The 21666-nt window shown below is 59.4% G+C and carries 25 protein-coding genes; 14 read left to right on the forward strand and 11 right to left on the reverse strand.

Annotated elements, in window-relative coordinates; translation table 11 throughout:
- A partial coding sequence (locus ACK6BI_RS26490) for an RHS repeat-associated core domain-containing protein (protein WP_409319433.1) occupies nt 1-856 on the forward strand: 856 nt, incomplete at its 5' end.
- A gap of 2 nt (nt 857-858) precedes the next feature.
- A complete protein-coding gene (locus ACK6BI_RS26495) occupies nt 859-1266 on the forward strand; it encodes a hypothetical protein (RefSeq protein ID WP_409319434.1) in 408 nt (135 codons plus the stop codon).
- A gap of 71 nt (nt 1267-1337) precedes the next feature.
- Here ACK6BI_RS26495 and ACK6BI_RS26500 read toward each other — a convergent pair whose 3' ends face one another.
- The 3 genes from ACK6BI_RS26500 to ACK6BI_RS26510 form a co-directional block, all read right to left on the reverse strand.
- Nucleotides 1338-2384, reverse strand: a complete 1047-nt coding sequence (locus ACK6BI_RS26500; protein ID WP_409319435.1) for a chitinase — start codon at nt 2382-2384, stop codon at nt 1338-1340.
- A 39-nt stretch (nt 2385-2423) separates the two neighbouring features.
- Complete coding sequence (locus ACK6BI_RS26505) at nt 2424-3059, reverse strand: lytic polysaccharide monooxygenase auxiliary activity family 9 protein (protein WP_065259148.1); 636 nt, start codon at nt 3057-3059, stop codon at nt 2424-2426.
- A 223-nt stretch (nt 3060-3282) separates the two neighbouring features.
- Complete coding sequence (locus tag ACK6BI_RS26510; RefSeq protein ID WP_409319436.1) at nt 3283-3720, reverse strand: hemerythrin domain-containing protein; 438 nt, start codon at nt 3718-3720, stop codon at nt 3283-3285.
- Between the two features lie 149 nt (nt 3721-3869).
- Here ACK6BI_RS26510 and ACK6BI_RS26515 point away from each other — a divergent pair, with 149 nt between their 5' ends.
- Nucleotides 3870-4295: a GNAT family N-acetyltransferase gene (locus tag ACK6BI_RS26515; protein ID WP_409319437.1), complete on the forward strand. Its 426-nt coding sequence runs from the start codon at nt 3870-3872 to the stop codon at nt 4293-4295.
- Nucleotides 4296-4316: 21 nt separating this feature from the next.
- On the opposite strand, the gene ACK6BI_RS26520 is transcribed toward ACK6BI_RS26515, so the two are convergent.
- Nucleotides 4317-4667, reverse strand: a complete 351-nt coding sequence (locus ACK6BI_RS26520; RefSeq protein ID WP_409319438.1) for a hypothetical protein — start codon at nt 4665-4667, stop codon at nt 4317-4319.
- Nucleotides 4668-4802: 135 nt separating this feature from the next.
- Here ACK6BI_RS26520 and ACK6BI_RS26525 point away from each other — a divergent pair, with 135 nt between their 5' ends.
- The 8 genes from ACK6BI_RS26525 (at nt 4803) to ACK6BI_RS26560 (ending at nt 9406) form a co-directional block, all read left to right on the forward strand.
- Nucleotides 4803-5132, forward strand: a complete 330-nt coding sequence (locus ACK6BI_RS26525; protein ID WP_409319439.1) for a DUF6388 family protein — start codon at nt 4803-4805, stop codon at nt 5130-5132.
- Nucleotides 5133-5157: 25 nt separating this feature from the next.
- A complete protein-coding gene (locus ACK6BI_RS26530) occupies nt 5158-5862 on the forward strand; it encodes a YoaK family protein (protein WP_409319440.1) in 705 nt (234 codons plus the stop codon).
- 77 nt (nt 5863-5939) lie between these two features.
- The gene (gene tusD / locus ACK6BI_RS26535; protein ID WP_409319460.1) at nt 5940-6332 is read left to right on the forward strand and encodes a sulfurtransferase complex subunit TusD; all 393 of its coding nucleotides are present in this window, start codon (nt 5940-5942) and stop codon (nt 6330-6332) included.
- Between the two features lies 1 nt (nt 6333).
- Nucleotides 6334-6690 (forward strand): sulfurtransferase complex subunit TusC, encoded by a 357-nt coding sequence (tusC, locus tag ACK6BI_RS26540; protein WP_409319441.1) that lies wholly within the window; start codon nt 6334-6336, stop codon nt 6688-6690.
- On the forward strand, nt 6690-6983 hold the full coding sequence (tusB, locus tag ACK6BI_RS26545; RefSeq protein ID WP_409319442.1) for a sulfurtransferase complex subunit TusB: 294 nt from the start codon (nt 6690-6692) through the stop codon (nt 6981-6983). The genes tusC and tusB overlap by 1 nt, the downstream gene beginning before the upstream one ends.
- A complete protein-coding gene (locus tag ACK6BI_RS26550; RefSeq protein WP_409319443.1) occupies nt 6980-7315 on the forward strand; it encodes a TusE/DsrC/DsvC family sulfur relay protein in 336 nt (111 codons plus the stop codon). The genes tusB and ACK6BI_RS26550 overlap by 4 nt, the downstream gene beginning before the upstream one ends.
- Nucleotides 7312-8313: a glycosyl transferase family protein gene (locus ACK6BI_RS26555; protein ID WP_409319444.1), complete on the forward strand. Its 1002-nt coding sequence runs from the start codon at nt 7312-7314 to the stop codon at nt 8311-8313. Before ACK6BI_RS26550 ends, ACK6BI_RS26555 begins: the two co-directional genes overlap by 4 nt.
- Nucleotides 8314-8404: 91 nt before the next feature.
- Nucleotides 8405-9406, forward strand: a complete 1002-nt coding sequence (locus ACK6BI_RS26560) for a glutathione S-transferase family protein (protein ID WP_409319445.1) — start codon at nt 8405-8407, stop codon at nt 9404-9406.
- Between the two features lie 116 nt (nt 9407-9522).
- Here ACK6BI_RS26560 and cysG read toward each other — a convergent pair whose 3' ends face one another.
- The 6 genes from cysG to ACK6BI_RS26590 all read right to left on the reverse strand — a co-directional run bounded on the left by cysG (nt 9523) and on the right by ACK6BI_RS26590 (nt 17029).
- Nucleotides 9523-10917: a siroheme synthase CysG gene (gene cysG / locus ACK6BI_RS26565; protein WP_409319446.1), complete on the reverse strand. Its 1395-nt coding sequence runs from the start codon at nt 10915-10917 to the stop codon at nt 9523-9525.
- Nucleotides 10918-12198 carry a serine--tRNA ligase gene (serS, locus tag ACK6BI_RS26570; protein ID WP_065259160.1) on the reverse strand — a complete coding sequence of 427 codons (1281 nt, stop codon included), beginning with the start codon at nt 12196-12198 and terminating at the stop codon, nt 10918-10920.
- A 15-nt stretch (nt 12199-12213) separates the two neighbouring features.
- The gene (gene crcB / locus ACK6BI_RS26575) at nt 12214-12588 is read right to left on the reverse strand and encodes a fluoride efflux transporter CrcB (RefSeq protein WP_409319447.1); all 375 of its coding nucleotides are present in this window, start codon (nt 12586-12588) and stop codon (nt 12214-12216) included.
- Entirely contained in the window at nt 12588-13910 is a 1323-nt protein-coding gene (locus ACK6BI_RS26580; protein ID WP_409319448.1) for a replication-associated recombination protein A, read from the reverse strand. The genes crcB and ACK6BI_RS26580 overlap by 1 nt, the downstream gene beginning before the upstream one ends.
- 24 nt (nt 13911-13934) lie before the next feature.
- Nucleotides 13935-14555 (reverse strand): outer membrane lipoprotein chaperone LolA, encoded by a 621-nt coding sequence (gene lolA / locus ACK6BI_RS26585; protein ID WP_065259163.1) that lies wholly within the window; start codon nt 14553-14555, stop codon nt 13935-13937.
- 65 nt (nt 14556-14620) lie between these two features.
- A complete protein-coding gene (locus tag ACK6BI_RS26590) occupies nt 14621-17029 on the reverse strand; it encodes a DNA translocase FtsK (RefSeq protein WP_065259164.1) in 2409 nt (802 codons plus the stop codon).
- Between the two features lie 475 nt (nt 17030-17504).
- Between ACK6BI_RS26590 and aat the strand changes: the two genes are divergently transcribed.
- From aat to infA, 3 genes are all read left to right on the forward strand, one after another.
- Nucleotides 17505-18185 (forward strand): leucyl/phenylalanyl-tRNA--protein transferase, encoded by a 681-nt coding sequence (gene aat / locus ACK6BI_RS26595; protein ID WP_409319449.1) that lies wholly within the window; start codon nt 17505-17507, stop codon nt 18183-18185.
- A gap of 58 nt (nt 18186-18243) precedes the next feature.
- Nucleotides 18244-18951 carry an arginyltransferase gene (locus ACK6BI_RS26600; protein ID WP_260520063.1) on the forward strand — a complete coding sequence of 236 codons (708 nt, stop codon included), beginning with the start codon at nt 18244-18246 and terminating at the stop codon, nt 18949-18951.
- Nucleotides 18952-19063: 112 nt separating this feature from the next.
- Nucleotides 19064-19282: a translation initiation factor IF-1 gene (gene infA, locus ACK6BI_RS26605; RefSeq protein WP_002553999.1), complete on the forward strand. Its 219-nt coding sequence runs from the start codon at nt 19064-19066 to the stop codon at nt 19280-19282.
- A 107-nt stretch (nt 19283-19389) separates the two neighbouring features.
- Here the strand turns inward: infA and clpA are convergent, their stop codons facing one another.
- On the reverse strand, nt 19390-21660 hold the full coding sequence (gene clpA, locus ACK6BI_RS26610) for an ATP-dependent Clp protease ATP-binding subunit ClpA (protein ID WP_065261752.1): 2271 nt from the start codon (nt 21658-21660) through the stop codon (nt 19390-19392).
- Nucleotides 21661-21666: the final 6 nt, after the last annotated feature.

Consider the following 21666-nt stretch of genomic DNA (forward strand, 5'->3'; position numbering starts at 1 on the left):
ATTGGCGATGCTCGACGGCCAGGGCCCGAAACGCGCCTGCCCGTTCTACTACCAGCTCGACCACCTCGGCACCCCGCAGGAACTGACCGACTACAGCGGCGAGATCGTCTGGTCGGCCAAATACAGCGCCTACGGCAAAACCACCTCGGTGGAACTGGCGACCGAGGACTACCTCGACCAGCCGCTGCGCTTTCAGGGGCAGTATTTCGATGCGGAAAGCGGGCTGCATTACAACCGCCACCGGTATTACGACCCGGAGGTGGGCCGATACCTGACGCCGGATCCGGTGAAGCTGGCGGGTGGGCTGAACCAGTACCGGTACGTGCCGAATCCGACGGGGTGGGTGGATCCGTTGGGGTTGACGTCCAATTGTCCGCCGCCGAACAGGCCGGGATGTCCGGTGCCCGAAAAGGTGGATAACGCCAAAGTCAAAGATGGTGAACCTCAAACACCTGATCCATTGCAGAAAAACCACTATCTGTATCGTGGTGATGATCGAGAGCCATGGGAGATCTTCGAGGCAGGATTTGAACCATGGGGAGACAGCGAAGATTTATATTTACACGCATTAGATAACAAGAACCCTCCTAGTTGGTTTGTGAGCACTTCCAGATCGGAGAAAGAAGCAACAAAATTTGCTACAGGTCATGGCTTTGAAGAAGGATATGTATACATCCTGAAAAATATTCGTGGAATTGACGTAAACAAAGAGCTGGGGGCAATGTCGCCACATCGACGAGAGGCGGAAATAGCAGTTCCTGGCGGCATAAATAATAGAGACATTGTAGGGGTCACTCCCGTTACTGAAGATGGGCTCTACAAGGGTTACTCCATACCCAACCCTTTTAGGAAGTAATCATGAAAACAATAGAAGTCGAAATCATCAAAGAACAGCAGCGAGAAACCGCGTCCATTAAGGTAGATAGAAAAACAAGAACTCTGACATTCTCGACGAAGTGTGGTGCAACAAGCACTCATACCGCCGCTGACTTGTACCAATGCTTTGGCCTGATCAGAGCTGACTTCCCGGACATTCAGTTTTTATGCAAAGGTGCCAAAATAAATGTTCATCCCTCCCGGATGAGTGCACAAATGTCGGCAGGTCTGATCGCATACGAGGCCAGGATGGGATACCCAACCGACGAGAAAGACAGCGTTAATATCTTTGACTACGAAGAACACAACCTCACAAATGATATAGAGGATCAAAAAAGACATTACCAACTGTGGATTGAGTCAATCAACCCTATTCAAACACTGACATGATGCAATACCCGCTCTGAAAAAGCCCGGCAGCGCTACCGGGCTTTTTTTTCGATTACTACTGACAGGCCATCTCAGCCATTTGCGACATCAGGCTCCTGGGTGGCCGTCGCTACGCCGTTGATCAATGGTCCATAACGCCGACTGAACTCCCAGTTGTAAGGCACACGATCCTTGCTGGTGCCGTTGTCCCAGTTCACCGACCAGGTCATCAAACCCTTGATCGGATGCCCTTTGACCGCCAGGCGTTTGATCGCGTTGCCGACTGCATTTTTGTCGATCACGTAACCGGTGGCCGCAGCATCGTTGTTGGCAGGCAAGCCAATGACAAACTTGTACGCGGGGATCTTCGTGAAACCGCGAGTGCCGGTTACCAGGCTTTCGGTCAGGTAATAGAGGAAGTCTTCTTTCATCGCATCATTGTTCTGTGCGATCCACGCACCGTTGCCGTTGTTGGCTTCCGGCACCCAGACACCATCACCACCCTGGTTGTAGAACTGCGGTGCGATGAAATCGTAGTAGCCTTCCAGTGCCTGCAGGTAACCGACGTATTTGCCGGAGGTAGTCAGGTATGGAAACTCAGGGGCCATGCTGATGATGAAATGTTTACCCTGGCCTGCGTAGTGATCCTTGACCAGTTTCAGGGCGGCTGGCAGGACGGTCTTGTTGGCAGCGAAATCAATCGCGCTCTGTTCAAGATCGATATCCAGGCCGTCGAAACCGTAGGTTTCCACCAGACGGATGATTTCATTGGCCAGCGGTTGCTCCTGACCGGCCCGCAATTCGATGTGCGCATCGGCGCCGCCAAGGGAAATCAATACCGCCCGCCCCTGACTGTTGAGTACGCCAACCTGACGGCGGAACTCGGCATCCGAGACGTTATAGGGCTTGAAGGTGGGAATTCCGCTCCCCTTCATGAATGCGACTGCAACCACGTTGTAGTCCTTGGGTACGTCCGCCAGCGCAATGTTGGCGAACTGACCACGTTGATAGCCATCGCTCGGACCGGCCGGCCAGTTATGCCAGAAGCCCATGAGGATCTTCTTGCCGGTGATGCTCGGCATCAGCGAGGCAGCGTCGCTCGCCTGGTTTTGCATTAACGTGAAGTCGATGTTTGACATGTTCTAATCCTTCAGAACGTGTAAGTGGGTGGTGCGGACTTATTTGAAGTCCACATCAAAGGCCTGATAGAAGGCGTTACCGGTGTTGGCGACGATCCACATCAGGACAATGACGTGTCGCCCGTGCTTGTTGGCCGGAAGTTTGACCGCGTGATTGACCTTGGCCTTCAGCTCCGCTGAATGACTGTAGTACGGCACTTGCGGATAGAAGTCCTCGGCGAACGGTTTTGTTTCCAGTTGTGCACGGGTGATGCGCTGTTTCGGGTCCCAGCCATCCTTGGTGATCAGCCAGCGATAACCGCGGGTGGTGTGGGGCGCGGTGTATTCCCATTTCACTTCAAGAGTCTGGCCCGGGGTGACGTTGAGCAGCGGCCAGGTGAACGGGCGACCAAGTTTCTTGCTCATTTCCTCGTCGGTGAAATTCACACAGTCACGGGCGTCATCCTTGCCGCCACTGAGAATGTGTCCATCGGCAGGCGGTACGACGCTCGGGTTATCCGATTCGAACGGTGCCGGGAACGGACCCGCCACCAGCGCCGGGAAGTTCTTGCCGCCTTCCATTTCGTTGACCTGCCAGCCACCGAGCAGTCCTTGTTCGATGGCCACCGCACCACGGCTTGCAGGGGAAATGACGCGACCGTGTCGCAGTTGGGTTTGAGCTTGTGGTTGATTCATGATTTTCACTCCATTGATTTAAGAACTCTCCTTTCCGGGGAGAGGCCTTCAAGCTAACGGAGGGGGATTTTTTGTCCATCGGCGGTTTTGTCGCAGTCCGCCGATGCAAGACCAGAAAATCACTGAAAACACTGGATATAAATACAGTACATTGCGACGACTCTCACCCGACGCATGGCAAAAAGATTACACGGCGTTATTACAAAGGCCTGCATTTATCGACTCAGGCGAGCTGCGCCTTGAACTCTTTTTCATACTGCCCGGCAAGCTGTACTTTCTGCTTGTCGTCAAACAGCTTGCCGGCCATCTGGAAGAATTTCTGCTCCTCTTCCTTCAAATGGTGATGCACCTTGTCCGACAGCTTTTTCGCCATGGCCAGCCAGGCCGGACTGGACATTTCGGTCTCGTCGAGTTCCTCCATCATCTCGTCCATTTCATGGTGTTCGGCGATGGCGTGGCGACTCAGATCGACGCCGTTGTCAAACGCCATCAACGGGATGTAGAAGTGACGTTCTTCGGCTGTCTCGTGCGCTTGCAGCTCGGCCTTCAGTTGCTTGTAGGCTTCGATGCGCTCCGGGGTGTCGCCGCTGGTTTCGATCAACGCCCTGGCATAGCTGCGCTGGCGGTCATGGCTTTCGCGAAGGGCTTCGAAAATGTTCATGGACTCTCCTCGACAGAAGCATTCGGAATGAACGCTTTCAAGGGCTAGACCATGAAGCGCAAGCGACGGTTCCAGCGGCCCAATGCCGGTATGGCTCAATCGGCCGCGGCGCGATAGGCTGCCGGTTCACTGCCATAAGGATGTTGCACATGAGTTTACGGATCGAGCTGTCGCAAGACTCCACGGAAGAAGAACGCCTGGCCATTCTGGCGCCCCTGCATGCCTACAACGTCGCTCAGGCCGGGATAAAAGTATCGGAACCGCTCACACTGCTGGTTCGCGATGAGCAGGGCAACATCCTTGGAGGGCTCTACGGACGGTTGGTCTGCCAGTGGTTGTTCGTCGATTTGCTTTCGGTGCCGGAGCAAGGCCGCCATCAGGGGATCGGTACGAAACTGATGCGCATGGCCGAAGACCTGGCGCGGGAGAAAGGTTGCATCGGGGCCTGGCTCGACACCTTCGATTTTCAGGCGCCGGCGTTCTACAGGAAGCTGGGGTATAGCCAGTTTGGCGAGTTGACGGATTATCCGCCGGGGCACAAACGCATGTTTTTCCAGAAGCGTCTGGACGTCTGAGCCCCCGAGCTTGGCGAGGTATTACAGACAGGTCGCCAACGCCGCCAACCGGCGTTTGGCGACGAAGTCGTCCTTCTGCGCGTAGTAATTCAGCACCGTGCCGGACGCAGCAGTGGTCAAGTCGACAAACGATTCTGCCGAACGGGTGTAGACCGTCGACCCGCCCTTCTTGCCCGGTTGCAGATAGGCTGCCGCATCGACGCCGAACACCGCTTCGTCCTGCCAGGCGAACTGCACGCACTCGGCCACGACTTTCTCGGGCTTGTCCGAATTCAGGATTTTGTAGGGGGTTTGAGTGCGGGCGTTTTCCATCACCGAACCCGCGCAGCCGGCCAGCAGAGTTGCCGCCAGTGCCATCATCAGCATTCGCATTGCATTTGCTCATTCGGAAAAAAACGGACTGTATCACCGCAAAGCGCAAAACCGCTCTGCTTTACTGCATTTAAAGCGCGACACCCGCCGACAGCTGCGGCACATTAGGGTCACTCGCCCCCACAAGGAACCCCCATGGCGCCTAACGACCAGCGACATGAACATGCCCTGCAACTGTTTCTGGATGCGCGCCCCGAGTTGCGCGACACCCTCGATCATCTCAATCCGTTACTGGCCCAGGCCAAGGGCGAAACCCCGGCGCAGTACCGCGAAGAACGTCTGCACGAAGCCTTCGAAGCCGAGGCCGAAAGCCAGGGACTGTTTGCCTGGGAACTGACCTTGCAGCTGACTGCAGCCACCCCCGAGGAATATCAGGCGCAGCGTCTGGAAGTGCACCGTGAAGTGGCGGAGATGGCCGGGATGGACTGGTTGGAATATTGCGACCTTTATGGCATAGAACCCTGACCTCCAATCAAGGACATTTTCGCCAATGCTGCCAACCGCCTCGACTCACCGCGCCAGCCCCGGTCACCTGCGCACGCAGAAATGGCGTGGCCGTGTGGGGCTGGCCATGGTGGCCGCGCTTTCGGTGCTGGCAGGGATGACCGATGCCATCGGCTTCATGGCCAGTGGCGACTTCGTTTCATTCATGAGCGGGAACACCACCCGGCTGGCGGTGGCGATCAGTGATGGCGATGTGAGTCTGACGCTGCGGCTGGTGATCCTGGTCGCTACGTTTATTTTCGGCAATGCCCTCGGCGTGGTGATCGGTCGCCTCGGCGGGCGTCGCGCACTGCCGTTGCTGCTGTGCATCGCGACACTGCTCTGCGGGGCCGCCGCCTGGCCATCCGACGTGCAACTGCCGGCGCTGCTGGCGGCGATCATCGCCATGGGCATGCTCAACGCTGCAGTGGAGGAAGTGAACGGTCTGGCGGTCGGGCTGACCTATGTCACCGGAGCACTCTCGCGGTTCGGCCGCGGCCTGGGGCGCTGGATAATGGGCGAGCGGCGCAATGGCTGGCGCGTGCAACTGGTGCCATGGAGCGGCATGTTCCTCGGTGCCATTCTCGGTGCTGTGCTGGAACATCACCTGGGGCTAAAAGCGTTGTATGCCAGTGGTTTGCTGGCGGGGTTGATCGGCGTGGTCTCGCTGAAAATCCCCCGGCGCTGGCAGTTGGGTTACATGCCGCGCTGACGTCTGCGGCAACATCGACTTCGCCGCCCCGCCGAGAAAGCTTTATCATGGCCGCAGTTTTGCTGATCGAGTCCGCCATGAAGTTCGCCATTGCAGTGTTTTCCGCCGCCCATGCGCCCTCCTCGCGCCGCGCCTTGCTGTTCGCGCAGGCAGCGTTGGCCGGCGGACATGAAATTGTCCGGCTGTTTTTCTATCAGGACGGGGTCTACAACGCGTCCGACGCCGTGGTCACCCCGCAGGACGAACCGGACCTGCCCAAACAGTGGCGAACCTTTATCACCGAACAGAACCTTGACGGCGTGGTGTGCATTGCCGCCGCCCTGCGTCGCGGCGTATTGAACACCGACGAAGCCGGGCGCTATCAGCGTGATGCCGTAGCCGTCAGCGCGCCGTGGGAGTTGTCCGGTCTCGGTCAATTGCATGACGCGGTGCAGGATGCCGATCGTCTGATCTGCTTCGGAGGCGCGTGACATGGCCAAGTCCCTTCTGATTATCAGCCGTCAATCACCGTGGTCCGGCCCCGGCGCCCGCGAGGCCCTGGATATCGTGCTGGCCGGCGGCGCCTTCGATCTGCCGATCGGCCTGCTGTTTCTCGACGACGGCGTGTTGCAACTGGCCGCCGGGCAGAACGCCAAAGCGCTTCAACAGAAAGATTTGAGCGCCAACCTGCAGGCGCTGCCGATGTTCGGTGTCGAGGAGCTGTTCTACTGCGTCGACAGCGCCAGCGCTCGCGGCCTCGGAGAGCGCTCGCTGGACGAGGCGCAGCCCTTGGCTGCCGCACAAATCACCGCCCTTATTGACCGTTACGACCAGGTGATCACCCTCTGATGTCGACCTTGCATGTGTTGTCCCATTCCCCATTCGGCGACGAACGCCTGACCAGTTGCCTGCGTCTGCTCGGCACTGCCGACGCGCTGCTGCTGTGTGGCGAAGCCGCTTATGCGTTGCAACCCGGCACCGCGCCATTCATTGCACTGGAAACGCGACAAGTGAAGCTCTTCGTCCTGGCCGAAGACGCGCAGGCCCGCGCCTTGCAGATTCCGGACTGGGCCGAAGCCATCGATTATGCGGCCTTCGTCGAGCTGTCGATCCACCACGACAAGGTCAACACCTGGCTATGAATGCATTGGCTGTCGGCACCCGCACCATCGAACTGGACAAGGATGGCTTCCTGGTCGATCTCAACGACTGGTCGGCCGAAGTCGCCGGCGCCCTCGCCGCTGCCGAAGGCATCGAACTGAGCCCTGAACACTGGGAAGTCCTCGAACTGCTGCGCAGCTTCTATGCCGAATTCCAGCTGTCGCCGGCCACCCGACCACTGATCAAGTACACCGCGCTCAAACTCGGCGCAGAGAAAGGCAACAGCCTGCACTTGAACCGCCTGTTCAAAGGCACCCCTGCCAAACTCGCCGCAAAACTGGCGGGCCTGCCCAAACCGACAAACTGCCTATGACCGACTATCCAGCGCTGACTCTCGAAACACCCGCCGAGCATCCGTTCGCCCAGTTCGTGCGCATCCTCGGCAAGGGCAAGCGCGGCGCCCGTGACCTGACCCGTGAAGAAGCCCGGCAAGCCATGGGCATGATCCTCGACGAAGCGGTCGAAGAAACCCAGCTCGGTGCGTTCCTGATGTTGCTGCGGCACAAGGAAGAGAGTGCCGAAGAGATGGCCGGTTTCACCGAGGCTTTGCGCGAGCGTTTGAAGGCGCCGGCATTGAAGATCGATCTGGACTGGCCGACCTACGCCGGCAAGAAACGTCACCTGCCGTGGTATCTGCTGGCGGCCAAGTGCCTGGCGCAAAACGGTGTACGTACCTTCATGCACGGCGGCGGCGCGCACACTGCCGGGCGCTTGTATTCCGAACAGTTGCTCGGCGAGCTGAACATTCCGCTGTGCCGCAATTGGCAACAGGTCGGTGCCGCGCTGGACAACGGCGGGCTGGCGTTCATGCCGCTGGTGGACTGGGCGCCGCAGCTGCAACGGATGATCGACCTGCGTAACACACTCGGCCTGCGCTCGCCGATTCACTCGCTGGCGCGGATCCTCAATCCGTTGGGTGCGCGTTGCGGCTTGCAGAGTATTTTCCACCCGGGTTATCAAGCGGTGCACCGCGATGCCAGCAGCCTGCTCGGCGACACGGCAGTCGTGATCAAGGGCGACGGCGGCGAAATCGAGATCAACCCGGATGCCGCCAGCCACTTGTACGGCACCACCGGTGGCGAAAGCTGGGACGAGGAATGGCCGCAGCTGTCGGTGCAGCGTCACGTCAAACCGGCATCGCTGGATATCGGGCATCTGAAGGCCGTCTGGCGCGGCGATGTGGTCGACAGCTACCCGCAAATGGCGCTGATTTCGACCATGGCGTTGGCGCTACGCGGCCTCGGCCAGAGCCGTGAACAGGCCTTTGATATCGCCGAGCAATACTGGGCCGAACGGGACAAATCGATTTAACCGATCATTAACGCCCGATCTTTGCGCTTTTTGTTCGAACTCATCGGAATAGACTGGGCTCCAACGATTATTGGTTTCTGGAGTCTTGATCATGGGTTTACTCGTCGACGGCCACTGGCAGGACAAGTGGTACGAAAGCAGCAAGGACGGCGCGTTCCAGCGCGAACAGGCGCAGCGCCGCAATTGGGTCACTCGCGACGGCGAGCCCGGCCCGAGCGGTGTAGGTGGTTTCGCCGCCGAGGCCGGGCGTTATCACCTTTACGTCTCCCTCGCCTGTCCGTGGGCGCATCGCACGCTGATCCTGCGCAAGCTCAAGGGCCTGGAAAGCCTGATCGATGTATCGGTCGTCAGTTGGCTGATGCTGGAAAACGGCTGGACCTTCGACCGGAACCTCGGCTCGACCGGCGACAAACTCGATCACTTCGACTTCATGCACCAGCGCTACACCGCCGATACTGCCGACTACACCGGCCGCGTCACCGTACCGGTGCTGTGGGACAAGAAGCTCAAGCGCATCGTCAGCAATGAATCGGCGGAGATCATCCGCATGTTCAACAGCGCCTTCGATGACTTGACCGGCAACGATCTGGACTTCTATCCGGCGCCATTACGTGGCGAGATCGATGCGCTGAACGAGCGGATCTATCCGGCAGTCAACAACGGCGTGTACCGCGCCGGGTTTGCCACCTCGCAAAAAGCCTATGAAGAAGCCTTCGATGATGTGTTCGCCGAACTCGATCATCTGGAGCAGGTGCTGAGCGCCAACCGTTACCTGACGGGCGAATACCTGACCGAGGCGGATGTGCGCTTGTTCACCACGCTGATTCGTTTCGACGCGGTGTACCACGGGCATTTCAAATGCAATCTGCGGCGGATCAGCGACTATCCGAATCTGTCGAACTGGCTGCGGGAGATGTACCAGTGGCCGGGTGTTGCCGAGACCGTGGATTTCCAGCACATCAAGAACCACTACTACGGCAGCCACAAGACCATCAACCCGACCGGGATTGTGCCGAAGGGGCCGGAGCAGGATTTCACTGTTGCCCATGACCGGGACCGGTTGGGCGGAAAAGGGGTTTGGCGTCAGAGCTGAGTTTCTCAGCGTTTTTGAAGGCCTCTTCGCGAACAGGCTCGCTCCCACGTTGGATCTGTGCCGTGCACAAATCCCCTGTGGGAGCGAGCCTGCTCGCGAATAGGGTTACTCGGTTTTCAGACCTGCCCCTGAGCGCCCTCGAACCACGCCAGTTTCTCGCGCAGTTGCACCACTTCGCCGACGATGACCAGTGTCGGCGCATGCACTTCATGCTCTGCCACCAGACGCGGCAGATCAGCCAGCGTGCCGGTAAAGACTCGCTGATTGACCGTGGTGCCCTGCTGGATCAGCGCTGCCGGGGTATCGGCCGCACGACCATGCTTGATCAACTGCTCGCAGATGACCGGCAGTCCCACCAGCCCCATGTAGAACACCAGCGTCTGCGCCGGCGCAACGAGGTCGGCCCATGGCAGATCGGTGGAACCGTCCTTCAAGTGCCCGGTAACGAAACGAACCGACTGCGCATAGTCGCGATGGGTCAGCGGAATCCCGGCATACGCCGCACAACCGCTGGCGGCGGTAATGCCCGGTACCACCTGGAACGGGATGCCATGGGCTGCCAGTTCCTCGATCTCCTCCCCGCCCCGGCCGAAGATGAACGGATCACCGCCCTTCAACCGCACCACGCGCTTGCCGGCCCTGGCCAGATCCACCAGTTGCTGGTTGATCTGATCCTGCGGCACGGCGTGATCGGCGCGGCGCTTGCCGACGTAAACCCGCTCGGCATCACGACGGCACAGCTCAAGAATCGCTGGCGCCACCAGGCGGTCATACAGCACGACATCGGCTTGCTGCATCAGACGCAAGGCACGGAAGGTCAGCAGATCCGGATCGCCCGGCCCGGCACCCACCAGATACACCTCACCCGTGGCCACAGGCGCTTCACCGTCGATCTTCGCCTGCAACAGACGTTCGGCTTCAGCGCCCTGTCCGGCCAGTTGTCGATCGGCAATCGGGCCCTGGAACACGTCTTCCCAAAACGCACGACGCTGCTGCACATCGGGGAACAGGCCTTTGACCTGATCGCGAAAGCGCGCGGCCAGACCGGCCAGATGACCGAAGGTCGAAGGAATCCAGGTTTCGATCCTGGCGCGGATCAGCCGGGCCAGCACCGGCGCATCGCCGCCGCTGGAGACCGCAACGATCAGCGGCGAACGGTCGACGATCGCCGGAAAAATCACGCTGCACAGCGCTGGCGCATCCACCACGTTGACCGGTACACAGCGCCGATGGGCATCAGCAGAGACTTGCGCGTTCAACGCTTCGTCATCGGTGGCGGCAATGATCAGCCCGCAACCGTCCAGATCCGTTTCGGCGTAACCACGCAACTGGCACTCACCGCCGCCGGCGGTAACCAGTTCACGCAGTTGCGCTTCGATTTCAGGTGCGACGACCCGCAGCAGCGCACCGGCATCGGCCAGCAGGCGGGATTTGCGCAAGGCAATCTCCCCCCCACCGACAACCAACACACGACTGCCGCGCAGGTTGTGAAACAGCGGCAGATATTTCATTTAGCCGATGACCTCGAGGCCACCCATGTACGGCTTCAGCACGTCCGGTACGCGGATCGAACCGTCGGCCTGCTGGTAGTTTTCCAGCACCGCCACCAGGGTACGACCGACCGCCAGACCGGAGCCGTTCAGGGTGTGCACCAGCTCAGGCTTGCCGGTTTCCGGGTTGCGGAAACGCGCCTGCATGCGGCGGGCCTGGAAGTCGCCGCAGTTGGAGCACGACGAAATTTCACGGTATTTGTCCTGGCTCGGGATCCACACTTCCAGGTCGTAGGTCTTGACCGCGCTGAAGCCCATGTCGCCAGTGCACAGCGCCAGGGTACGGTAAGGCAGGCCCAGCAGCTGCAGGACTTTCTCGGCATTGGCGGTCAGGCCTTCCAGTGCTTCCATGGATTTGGACGGCTCGACGATCTGGACCATCTCGACCTTGTCGAACTGGTGCTGGCGGATCATGCCGCGCGTGTCACGACCCGACGCACCGGCTTCGCTGCGGAAGCACGGGGTGTGGGCGACGAACTTGATCGGCAGTTGTTTCGCGTCGACGATTTCACCGGCCACGATGTTGGTCAGCGACACTTCGGCGGTCGGGATCAGGTACAGATCGGCTTCGCCTTCGCGACCGATCTTGAACAGGTCTTCTTCGAACTTCGGCAGTTGACCGGTGCCTTGCAGCGCCGGGGCTTGAACCAGATAAGGCGTGTAAGCCTCTTCGTAGCCGTGCTCGGTGACGTGCAGGTTGATCATGAACTGTGCGAGTGCGCGGTGCAGGCGGGCAATCGGGCCGCGCAGCAGGGCGAAACGTGCGCCGGACAGCTTGGCGGCGGTTTCGAAGTCGAGCCAGCCGAACTTCTCACCCAGGGCCACGTGGTCTTGAACCGGGAAGTCGAATGCGGTCGGGGTGCCCCAGCGGCGGACTTCGACGTTGCCGTCTTCATCTTCGCCAACCGGCACCGATTCGTGCGGCAGGTTCGGAATGTTCAGCAGGATGGTGTCCAGCTCGGCCTGGATGCCTTCCAGCTCGGCTTTGCCGGAGGTCAGCTCGTTGCCCATGCGCTCGACATCGGCCATCAACGGCGCGATGTCTTCGCCGCGCTGTTTGGCCTGACCGATGGATTTGGAACGCGCGTTACGCTCGGCCTGCAGTGCTTCGGTGCGGGTCTGGACGGTCTTGCGCTGTTCTTCCAGCGCTTCGATGCGCGCGACATCCAGGGCAAAACCACGGGAAGCCAGGCGGTCCGCTACGTCCTGAAGGTTGCTACGTAACAGTTTGGAATCGAGCATGTCGGTTTCTCGTTATCAAAGTTTGGTCAGGGACAGGCCAGCCCACGTCGCGAGCAGCCCGCCGAATACGCTGATGGCCGCATAGCCCAGGGCCAGCGGTACCTGCCCGCTTTCCAGCAGGCGCACCGTATCCAGTGAAAAGGATGAAAAAGTCGTCAGCCCCCCGAGGAAGCCGACTATCAACCCGGCGCGCACCTCGACGGGTACTTCCGGGCGTATCAAAAACAGGCCGTACAACACGCCGATCAACAGGCAGCCCACGATATTAACGGCCAGCGTCGCGGTATAGAAGTGCCGCGGCCAATTGGCGTTGACCCAATTGCCGGTGGCAAAGCGCAACAAGGTGCCGGCAATCCCGCCGACGGAGACTGCGACGATCAGTGGAACCACTATTTTCTCCGCTGCCGGGGGCTTAATCGATCAAGTTGGGCGAGATGGTTGAGCTTTTCGCCGATCTTCAATTCCAGGCCTCGGGGTACCGGCCGGTAGAACGGGATCGGATCGAGTTCTTCCGGGAAATAGTCTTCGCCGGCCGCATAGGCGTCCGGTTCGTCGTGAGCATAACGATACTCGTCGCCGTAACCCAGTTGCTTCATCAGTTTGGTTGGCGCGTTACGCAGGTGCAGCGGCACTTCCAGCGAACCATGTTCGGCGGCGGCGCGCAGCGCAGTCTTGAAGCCCATGTACACCGCATTGCTTTTCGGCGCACAGGCAAGGTAAGTGATGGCCTGGGCCACGGCGAGTTCGCCTTCGGGGCTGCCGAGCCGCTCCTGCACTTCCCATGCGGCCAGACACAGACTCAAGGCGCGAGGGTCGGCGTTGCCGATGTCTTCGCTGGCCATGCGCACTACGCGCCGGGCCAGATACAAAGGATCGCAACCGCCATCGATCATCCGCGCAAACCAGTACAGCGCGCCGTCCGGATTCGAGCCGCGAACCGATTTGTGCAGCGCGGAAATCTGGTCGTAGAACGCTTCGCCACCCTTGTCGAAACGGCGGCGGGTATCGCCGAGCAGGCTTTGCAGCAACTCGGTGCCCATCTCGCTGTTGTCTTCGGCCAGGTCCGAGGCGTTTTCCAGCAGATTGAGCAGACGCCGGCCATCACCATCGGCAGCGGACAAAAGCATCTGAAAGCCTTCGTCGCTGAGGGTCAGATGACGCTTGCCCAGCCCACGGTCTTCGGTAAGTGCGCGGTGCACCAGTTTGCGCAACGCCGTTTCGTCGAGGCTTTTGAGTACATAGACCCGCGCCCGCGACAGCAATGCGTTGTTCAGTTCGAAGGAAGGGTTTTCGGTGGTGGCGCCGATGAAAATCAGCGTGCCATCCTCTACGTACGGCAGAAACGCATCCTGCTGGGATTTGTTGAAGCGGTGCACTTCATCGACAAACAGGATCGTACGCCTGCCGTACTGACCAGCCTGCTGTTTGGCGATTTCCACCGCCTGGCGGATCTCTTTGACCCCGGCAAGCACTGCCGAAACCGTTTCGAAGTGCGCATCCGAAACTTCCGCCAGCAACCGCGCCAGGGTGGTCTTGCCCACGCCCGGCGGGCCCCAGAAGATCATCGAATGCAGGGCGCCCTGCTCCAGCGCTTCGCGCAGAGGCTTGCCGCGAGCGAGCACGTGCTCCTGACCGACGTACTCGTCCAGATTGGTCGCCCGCAAACGGGCGGCCAGTGGCTGGGCAATCGGTGCACTGCGAAACAGATCCATCACGTAGCGTTGAAACCTCTGTGTTTATTCCTGGATCACATCGGCACCCTTGGGGATGTCGAACTTGAACTTCGAGGCCGGGACCGCTTCGTTGGCCTTCACACCGGTAAACAGGATGTTGGTGCGCTGGCCGACGCTGTCGATCAGTTGCATGTCATTGACCAGACCGTTGCGGAACGACAGGCGCAGGCTGTCGAACAGGGTGTCCTTGGTCTTGGGCTTCAAGGTGAAGTCGATCACACCGCCCGCCTCTTTGGCGGTGATGTCGAAGCTCTGGCTGATCTTCGACACGTCACCGGACAGCAGCAGGGCCGGAGTCTGGGTCAGGCGCTCATCCAGTTTCTTGATGGTCGCCTGCTCCAGGTCCGGGTCCCACAGGGTGACTTTCTTGCCGTCGGAGACCATGGTCTGCTCGGCCGGCGCATTGGTGTGCCAGTAGAACAGGCCCGGACGCTGCAGGGTCATGTCGCCGGTGGTTTCCTGCAACTGGGTACCGCTGCCGTCGAGGGTCAGCTGGGAAAAATTGGCGGTCAGGGTCCTGGATGTTTCCAGCAATTGGGTCAGGCGTGCCACATCCTTGTCATCGGCGTGAGCCGTGAGGGTGGTCAGAGCCAGTACCGGCAGCAGCATGCGGATAAGACGCATGGGAGTCCTCTTGAATACGCGTGGGAAAGTGGACGGCGCCTCATGGGCCGTCCATTGCATTTGAATCAGTCGCGCACCGGGCCGGGAGCCAGGACTTCGCGGGAACCGTTGGTGTTCATGGCCGTCACGACCCCGGCCATTTCCATGGCTTCGATCATGCGCGCAGCACGGTTGTAGCCGATCTTGAGCTTGCGCTGTACAGCGGAGATGGAAGCTCGACGGCTTTCCAGCACGAACTGCACGGCTTCGTCATACAGTGCGTCGGCTTCCGGATCGTCACCGTCACCACCGCCGCTGCTGCCTTCGAATCCGCTGCCCGCCTCTTCGACACCGTTGAGGATGTCATCGTTGTATTCCGGTGCGCCGCGCAGTTTCCAGGCTTCGACCACCCGATGCACTTCATCGTCGGATACGAACGCGCCGTGAACCCGGATCGGCAGGCTGGTGCCCGGAGGCATGTAGAGCATGTCACCGTGGCCGAGCAACTGTTCGGCGCCGCCCTGGTCGATGATGGTCCGGGAGTCGATCTTGCTCGATACCTGGAACGCCATCCGCGTCGGGATGTTGGCCTTGATCAGGCCGGTGATCACGTCCACCGAAGGCCGCTGGGTCGCGAGGATCAAGTGGATACCGGCCGCACGCGCCTTCTGGGCGATACGGGCGATCAGCTCTTCTACCTTCTTGCCGACGATCATCATCATGTCGGCGAATTCGTCCACGACCACGACGATGGTCGGCAGCTTCTGCAGCAGCGGCGCTTCGTCGTGGATGTTTTCGCGCTTGTACAACGGATCGCTCAGCGGCTCGCCGGCGTCCTGGGCTTCCTTGACCTTGGCGTTGAAGCCGGACAGGTTGCGAACGCCCATCTTCGCCATGAGCTTGTAGCGGCGCTCCATCTCGGCAACGCTCCAGCGCAGGGCGTTGGCGGCGTCCTTCATGTCGGTCACAACCGGACACAACAGATGCGGAATACCTTCGTAGATCGACAGCTCGAGCATTTTCGGGTCGATCATGATCAGTTTGGCGTCGTCCGGGCCCGACTTGAACAGGATCGACAGGATCATCGCGTTCACACCCACCGACTTACCGGAACCGGTTGTACCGGCCACCAGCAGGTGCGGCATCTTCGCCAGGTCGGTGATGACCGGCTTGCCGCCGATGTCGTGGCCCAGGGCCAGAGTAACCGGCGACTTGAAGTTGTCATACTCGGGTGTCGACAGCACTTCGGAGAAACGCACGATCTGCCGGTCTTCGTTGGGGATTTCGATACCGACCGTGGTCTTGCCCGGAATCACTTCCACCACCCGCACACTGGTCACGGCCAGCGAACGCGCAAGGTCTTTCGCCAGGTTGGCGATACGGCTGACCTTCACACCGGCTGCCGGCTGGATTTCGTAACGGGTAATGACCGGGCCCGGGTGGATCGAATCCACGGTGACTTCGACGCCGAACTCCTTGAGCTTGATTTCCAGCAGATGGCCGATGGCGGCCAGCGACTCCGGCGAGTGGTTGAGCTGTTTCTTTTCCGCCGCATCAAGAATCGAGATCGGCGGCAGGGTACCCTCCACCGCACTGTCGACGAACAGGGGAACCTGTTTTTCCTTCTGTACGCGCTTGCTCGGTTCCGGCGCCTTGACCGGGGCCGGCATGATCACCGGCGGCACCTGCTTCTCGCGCTCGGACATGTGCTTGCTCAGGGCCTGCTCCCGCTCGATCAGACGCTCCTTGACCTTGGCCTGTTCGCGTTTGTCGGTCACCGTCGGTGCAACCACGTCATGCACCCGGTCATCGACTTCACGCAATTGCGCCACCAGTTGCTTGCGCTCGGTACGCGCCGACCACCAGCGGTTGATCGCGCCCTGGAACAGCTCGAACAGGTCGAGGGTGATCTTGCCGGTGACGTCCATCACCTTGAACCACGAAAGGTCAGTGAACACGGTCAGGCCGAACAGGAACAGCGCGATGAACAGCAGTGTGCTTCCCTGAATGTTCAGGGCGTTGCGGGCCAGATCGCCGAGGCTTTCGCCCAGCGCCCCGCCGGCGCCGGCCGGCAATGCGGTGGCGGCATGAAAATGAATGTGCGCCAGCGCCGCACCGGACAGCACCAGGAACACCAGACCGATCAGGCGCCAGGAAAACAACCAGCCGCTCCACTGCCAGGGCTCGTGGCGCTGACGAAAGATCTGATACGCCTTGATCGCCAGCAACAGCGGGAAGATATAAGCGAAATAACCCAGCACCATGAACAGGATATCGGCGCTGTAGGAGCCCGCCGGGCCACCGAAGTTCTGCACGTCGTCGATCTTGCTGTTATGGCTCCAGCCCGGATCGTCCTTGCCATAGGTCAGCAAGGCCATCATCAGGAACAGACACAGGGCGCCAATGGCGATCAATGCACCTTCCTTGAGCCGGTAGTGCAACTGCTGACGCCAGAGCGGAACGACTGTTTTTGGTGCTTCCGTGGATTTCTTCAAAACGCTTCTTTTCCTGCGCCAGAGGCGCGTCCTTCTATTGAATGACGATAAAAAACTGCCCGATCCAGACAGGTAAAAAATTGACGGGCGCAACTGAGACTACTTTTAACACTGCGTCCGGTCATTTATAAACACGGCACGCAGCGAATATTCTGTAACAGCCCGGCATTGTACGGGTTTGCGCGCTCGATGCCATGCTTCGAACCTCAAGCTCAAGCATAGCCAAACAGACGCGACCTGCGACGCAATTTGAGCATGCATTGTCTTTTGTGACAAAGGCTTATGAGGTGTATTTGATGAACGTAACGAAGCACAGAGCATCGCGCTGATTGCCCGTCTACGACCGCATCCTCAAGGGCAAGTTGCAGAAGAGCCGACATCGTGCAGGTTCGGGAGGACAATCCCTTCATTTATCGGCACACTTCGCATCGGGACCAAATGCCCACTGCCCTCCCCTTCTGCAAGCCCGGACGCCATGCTGACTTGGTTACAACGCAATTCACTGACTTTCCCGCCACTGGAAAAGGCCATGCGCGATCCCAACGGATTGCTGGCGGCCGGTGGCGATCTGTCCGCCGATCGCTTGATCCAGGCCTATCGCCACGGCTGCTTTCCGTGGTTTTCCGAAGGCCAGCCGATTCTTTGGTGGTCACCGGATCCACGCACCGTGCTGTTTCCCGACGAGCTGCACATTTCCCGCAGCCTGGGAAAGCTGCTGCGCAAACAGCGCTACCAGGTGACATTCGATCAGGATTTCGCAGCCGTCATCCACGCCTGCGCCGCACCTCGGGAATACGCTGATGGCACCTGGATCACCGAGGCCATGCAGGATGCCTACATCGAATTGCACCGGCGCGGCTTCGCCCATTCAGTGGAAGTATGGGATGAAGGCGAACTGGTCGGGGGCCTCTATGGCCTGGCGATGGGGCAACTGTTTTTTGGCGAATCAATGTTCAGCCGCGCCGACAACGCCTCCAAATATGGCTTTGCCACACTTGTGCAGCACCTGAAAAACTCGGGGTTCGTATTGATCGACTGCCAAATGCCGACCGATCATCTGCACAGTCTCGGTGCACGGGCGATTTCTCGCAGCACATTTGCCGATTATCTGTCCCGGCATCTCGACCGGCCCAACCAGGCCACCTGGGTTTGCTGAGCGACATTTGCGCGCGTGGCTTACACTTAATTCACCAGCTTACCCCCGAGGGTTGATCATGACCGAGTTGGCGCGGTTGAAGTTCTATGCCACTCAGCCTCACTCTTGCAGTTATCTGCCCGAGGAGCAGGCCACGACCCTGTTTCTCGACCCCAGCCAGCCCATGGATGTGCATGTCTACGCAGACCTGTCGGAAATGGGCTTTCGTCGCAGCGGCGACCACCTGTATCGCCCGCATTGCCAGAACTGCAATGCCTGCGTGCCTGCGCGCATTCCCGTGGCGCAGTTCAACCCCAACCGCCAGCAGAAACGCATTTTCAAACGCAACGCCGATTTGCAGGTGCGTCCGGTCAAGCCGGGCTTCAGCGAAGAATATTTCGACCTTTACCAGCGCTATATCGAACAGCGGCACGCCGATGGCGACATGTATCCGCCAAGCCGCGATCAATTCTCGACTTTTCTGGTTCGGGACCTGCCGTTCTCCCGTTTCTACGAGTTCCGGCTCGACGGACGGTTGCTGGCGGTCGCCGTCACCGACCTCCTGCCCAACGGACTGTCGGCGGTTTATACCTTCTACGAACCGGAAGAAGAACGCCGCAGCCTGGGACGCTATGCCATCCTTTGGCAAATTGCCGAATCCAGACGCCTGGAACTCGAAGCGGTGTACCTTGGCTACTGGATCAAAAACTGCAAAAAGATGAACTACAAGACCCAATATCGGCCTATCGAACTGCTGATTAATCAGCGCTGGGTCATCCTGAACTGAACGCAAGCCTTAAACCCCTTGGCGTAAACCCCATTTTTCGGGCACAATGCACGCCGCTTTTGCCTGGCGCAGTTGCACCGGGCCATTCACTGGACACCGAGGGCTTTACTGCATGTCGAAAGAAGACAGCTTCGAAATGGAAGGCACTGTCGTCGACACCCTGCCAAACACCATGTTTCGCGTGGAATTGGAAAATGGGCACGTCGTAACCGCGCATATCTCCGGCAAGATGCGCAAGAACTACATTCGTATTCTTACCGGTGACAAAGTGCGCGTCGAGCTGACGCCCTATGACTTGAGCAAAGGGCGCATCACCTACCGCGCTCGCTAATCAAGTCAATACAAGACGCCCGGCATTTGCCGGGCGTTTTTGTTTGTGCGATCAATAGAACGCAAAAAGGCGCCTAAAGGCGCCTTTTTATTGTGCTGCAAACGACCTCAGGCCATTTCCGCCGTAGTCTCGAAGTCAAACGTCAACTCGCCATCCTTGATGTCGATGTGCACCACACCGCCATGCTCGGCCAGCTCGCCAAACAGAATTTCCTCTGCCAGCGGACGCTTGATCTTGTCCTGGATCAGACGCGCCATCGGGCGAGCGCCCATTGCCGAGTCGTAACCACCGGCCGCGAGCCAGCTGCGCGCCGCGTCGGTGACCTCCAGAAGCACACGCTTGTCTTCCAGTTGCGCCTGAAGTTCGGTGAGGAACTTGTCCACCACGCTTTTGATGACCTCGTGACTGAGGCGACCAAACTGAATGATGGTGTCCAGACGGTTGCGGAATTCCGGCGTGAAGCTCTTCTTGATCACTTCCATCGCATCGGACGAGTGGTCCTGATGGGTGAAACCGATCGAAGCACGCGCCGCGGTTTCGGCACCGGCGTTGGTGGTCATGATCACGATCACGTTGCGGAAATCCGCCTTGCGCCCGTTGTTGTCGGTCAGCGTGCCGTGGTCCATCACCTGCAGCAGCAGGTTGAAGACTTCCGGATGCGCCTTTTCGATTTCATCGAGCAGCAATACGCAGTGTGGCTGCTTGGTGATCGCTTCGGTCAACAGACCGCCCTGGTCGAAACCGACATAACCCGGAGGCGCACCGATCAGACGCGATACGGTGTGGCGCTCCATGTACTCGGACATGTCGAAACGAACCAGCTCGATCCCCAGCGCCTTGGCCAGTTGCCGCGCCGCCTCGGTCTTGCCGACACCGGTAGGGCCGGCGAACAGGAACGAACCGACCGGTTTGTCCGGCGATTTGAGGCCTGCACGGGAAAGCTTGATCGCGGTGGACAGCGAATCGATCGCCGCATCCTGACCAAACACCGTCAGCTTCAGATCCCTTTCCAGGTTACGCAGCAGCTCCTTGTCGGAACTGGTGACGTGTTTAGGCGGAATCCGCGCAATCTTCGCCACGATATCTTCGACCTGCGGCACGTCGATGCGGGTCACACGCTTGTCGACCGGCTGCAGACGCTGGTAGGCACCCGCTTCGTCGATCACATCGATGGCCTTGTCCGGCATGTGCCGGTCATTGATGTAGCGCGAAGCCAGCTCCGCAGCGGCACGTAGCGACTCGTCGCTGTACTCGATGTTGTGGTGCTGTTCGAAACGGCCTTTCAGACCGCGCAGGATACCGATGGTGTCCTCCACCGACGGCTCGACCACATCGACCTTCTGGAAGCGACGTGCCAGGGCACGGTCTTTTTCGAAGATGCCACGGAACTCCTGGAACGTGGTCGAACCGATGCAGCGGATATCGCCCGAAGACAGCAGCGGCTTGAGCAGGTTCGAGGCATCCATCACGCCACCGGATGCAGCACCTGCGCCGATGATGGTATGGATCTCGTCGATGAACAGGATCGCTTGCGGACGTTTTTTCAGCTCGCCGAGCAGTGCCTTGAAGCGTTTCTCGAAATCGCCGCGATATTTGGTGCCTGCGAGCAAGGCGCCCAGATCGAGGGAATAAACGACGCTGTTGGCCAGCAGATCCGGCACCTGGTTGTCGACAATGCGCTTGGCCAGACCTTCGGCAATCGCGGTTTTACCCACGCCCGCCTCGCCCACCAGCAACGGATTGTTCTTGCGCCGACGCGCAAGGATCTGCGCGACACGCTCGACTTCCGTTTCACGCCCGACCAGCGGATCGATCCGGCCCTGGCGCGCGAGTTCGTTGAGATTGCTGGCATAAGCATCCAGCGGATTGCCTGAAGAAGAAGACTCACCGCCCTCATCGTCCTGCATATCTTGTTCACCTTCAGAGTGATCGCCATGCCCCGGCACCTTGGAAATGCCATGGGCGATATAGTTGACGACATCAATGCGTGCAACGCTCTGCTGTTTCAGCAGGAACACCGCCTGACTCTCTTGCTCACTGAAGATTGCAACCAGCACGTTGGCACCGGTCACTTCGCGTTTGCCCGAGCTCTGCACATGAAAGACAGCACGTTGCAGCACACGCTGGAAGCCCAGGGTTGGCTGGGTTTCGCGATCTTCGTCATGAACGGGGATCAGCGGCGTGGTGGAGTCAATGAACTCCTGCAGATCGTGCTTGAGCTTGTCGAGGTTTGCGCCGCAGGCACGCAATACGGTAGCGGCAGCCTCATTGTCCAATAGGGCCAGCAGCAGGTGTTCGACGGTCATGAACTCATGACGCTTCGAACGAGCCTCCTTGAAGGCAAGATTGAGGGTGACTTCGAGCTCGCGGTTTAACATAGCTTC

Origin of the sequence: Pseudomonas sp. KCJK9016 (assembly GCF_046231795.1) — a bacterium.
Classification (GTDB): domain Bacteria; phylum Pseudomonadota; class Gammaproteobacteria; order Pseudomonadales; family Pseudomonadaceae; genus Aquipseudomonas; species Aquipseudomonas bananamidigenes.